The sequence below is a fragment of the Dietzia sp. SLG310A2-38A2 genome (assembly GCF_014145095.1).
Taxonomy (GTDB): domain Bacteria; phylum Actinomycetota; class Actinomycetes; order Mycobacteriales; family Mycobacteriaceae; genus Dietzia.
The window spans coordinates 1-2,730 of the sequence record NZ_JAALDX010000191.1; the positions used below are offsets into that span (position 1 = coordinate 1).

General features: G+C 70.0%; 3 protein-coding genes. 1 reads left to right on the forward strand and 2 read right to left on the reverse strand.

Translation table 11 applies throughout. The features are described 5' to 3' along the window. On the reverse strand, positions 1–711 hold a 711-nt coding region (locus G6027_RS07385; RefSeq protein ID WP_182636615.1), incomplete at its 3' end, for an enoyl-CoA hydratase/isomerase family protein. A 42-nt stretch (positions 712–753) separates the two neighbouring features. Next, on the reverse strand, positions 754–1,971 hold the full coding sequence (locus G6027_RS07390; protein ID WP_182636616.1) for an acetyl-CoA C-acetyltransferase: 1,218 nt from the start codon (positions 1,969–1,971) through the stop codon (positions 754–756). Between the two features lie 162 nt (positions 1,972–2,133). Here G6027_RS07390 and G6027_RS07395 point away from each other — a divergent pair. Continuing rightward, the coding region (locus G6027_RS07395; RefSeq protein WP_182636617.1) for a TetR/AcrR family transcriptional regulator at positions 2,134–2,730 on the forward strand (597 nt) is incomplete at its 3' end.

A 2,730-nucleotide genomic window follows, 5' to 3' on the forward strand; every position in this document is an offset into this window, starting at 1 on the left:
CGGGCTCGACGGCGTCCCCCCGGGCATGCGGTAGCCCTTGCGGTCCCACGGCTGGGTCGCCGCCTCGGGATTGTCGGTGTTGGCGGCGATCCACGCCTTCGCAGCGGGCAGCAGGTCGTCGGGGCCGGCCACCAGCTCGTCGACGAGCCCAAGCTCGTGGGCCTTGCCCGGGCGCAGGCGCCTGCCCTCGAGCAGCACCTCCATCAGGGCCGTGGCCACACCGAGTATGCGCACGGTGCGGACGATCCCGCCGCCACCGGGCAGCAGACCGAGGCTCACCTCCGGTAGGCCCAGCTGGATCGCGGGCGAGTCCACCACGATCCGGTGGTGGGTGGCCAGCGCGATCTCGAGCCCGCCGCCGAGCGCGGCACCCGCGATAGCGGCCACGACGGGCTTACCCAGGGTCTCCAGTCGCCGCAGTGGCGCCTTGGCCCGCTCGACGGTGGCCACGGCCAGGTCCGCTCCGTCAGCGGGGATCGACAGGATGTCTCCGAGGTCCCCGCCGGCGAAGAAGGTCTTCTTGGCGGAGGTCAGGATCACGCCGGTGATCTCGTCGGCCTCGGACTCGAGCCTGTCGACGGCCGCCTCCATGGACGCCAGGTAGTCGGCGTTCATGGTGTTGGCGCTCTGATTCGGGTCGTCCATGGTGAGGACGACGACGCCGTCCCCGTCGCGCTCGTAGGTGATGGTGTTGGTGAATTCGCTGCTCATTGGGAGTTTTCTCGTCCTTTTTAAGGCGGGAGGCCGGGTCGTCTACAGGCGTTCGATGATGGTGGCGATGCCCATGCCGGCACCCACGCAGAGGGTCGCCAGGGCGTAGCGGGCGTCGCGGCGTTCCAGCTCGTCCAGGGCGGTGCCGAGGATCATCGCGCCGGTGGCGCCGAGCGGGTGTCCCATGGCGATCGCACCGCCGTTGACGTTGATCTTCTCCATCGGGACCCCGAGGTCTCCTGCGAACTTCATCGGGACGGCGGCGAACGCCTCGTTGACCTCGAACAGGTCGATGTCGTCGATCGTGAGCCCGGCCTTCGCCAGCGCCTTGCGGGCGGCCGGGGTGGGACCGGTGAGCATGATCGTGGGTTCCGAGCCGATGACGGCGGCCGAGACGATCCTGGCGCGCGGCGCCAGGCCGTTGCGCTCGCCGGCGTCGGCGTTGCCGATGAGCATCGCGGTGGCGCCGTCGACGATCCCGGAGGAGTTCCCGGCGTGGTGGACGTGGTCGATCCGCTCCACGGAGTGGTACTTCTGCAGCGCCACGGCGTCGAAGCCGGCCTGCTCACCGAGCGCGGCGAAGGACGGACGGAGAGCCGCGAGATCGTCGGCGGTGGTGCCCCGCCGAATGTGCTCGTCATGGTCGAGCACGACCCGACCGGCGGAGTCGACCACCGGGACGACCGAGCCCGCGAAACGCCCGTCGTCCCAGGCCGCGGAGGCGAGCTCCTGCGACCGGGCGGCGAACTCGTCGACGTCCCCGCGGGAGAATCCCTCCATTGTGGCGATGAGGTCCGCGCCGATGCCCTGGGGAACGAACGAGGTCTCGTAGTTGACCCGGGGGTTCTGCGCCCAGGCGCCGCCGTCGGAGCCCATCGGGACCCGCGACATCGATTCGACGCCGCCGGCGATCACCAGATCCTCCCAGCCCGCGCGGACCTTCTGCGCGGCCAGGTTGACCGCCTCCAGGCCCGAGGCGCAGAAGCGGTTCTGCTGCACGCCGGCCACCGTCTCCGGCAGTCCGGCGGCGATCGCCGCGATACGGGGCAACACCGCGCCCTGCTCACCGACGGGACCGACGATGCCCATGACGACGTCCTCGATCTGTGCGGGGTCGAGGCTGGCGTTGCGCTCGACGATCGAGCGCAGGACGCCGACGGCGAGGTCGATCGGGGCGACGCTGTACAGCGAACCGCTGGATTTGCCCTTACCGCGTGGCGTGCGCACCGCGTCGTAGATGTAGGCCTCGGGCACTGACATGGGTGTGTTGTCCCTTCCGTCCCGAGCCTGCCTGTGACGACGGACACGAGACACTCACATGGATTCGATCACATATATCTGTGAATTCGGGTTTACTATGGCCACTGTATCCGTAGTTGTCAAGATCACACCCCGATCCGCCCTCACGAGATCCGAGAGGCCATGACGTCGTCACCAGCACTGCCCACGAGGTTTCCGGACACCCCTCCACCGGGGTCTCGACGTGCGGAGATCGCGCTGGTCGCGGCCGAGGAGTTCACGCGGCGCGGCTACCACGCGACCCGCGTGGAGCACATCGCGGACCGACTCGCGGTGACCCCCGGTGCGCTGTACCGGTACGTCCCGGGCAAGTACGCGATGTTCCGGGACGCGGTCGCCACGCTCGTCGAGGAACTCGACGCCGCCACGTCCGGTTCCGACGACCTCGACCACCTGGTGGCCTCGGCCACCCGGGCGACGCTGACCCATCGCGACCGCGCCGCGCTGTACCGCTGGCAGATCCGCTATCTCACGCCGGAGGACCGGGCGGCGGTCGTGGCGGCCGACATCCGGATCCGACAGCGGTTCTCCGATGCGATCCGCGGTGACGGCGCGGCGTCCGTCTCCGGTACCGGTACCGGTACCCGGGGCGCGGCCGGAGCCAAGAGCGGGTCCGGGGCAGGCGGCGCCGCCGGTGCCATCCTCGCCTGCATCGCCTCGCTCGGCCACCACCGCATCGAGGTCACCGACGCCGGGGCGGTGGCCCTGATGCAGTCGATT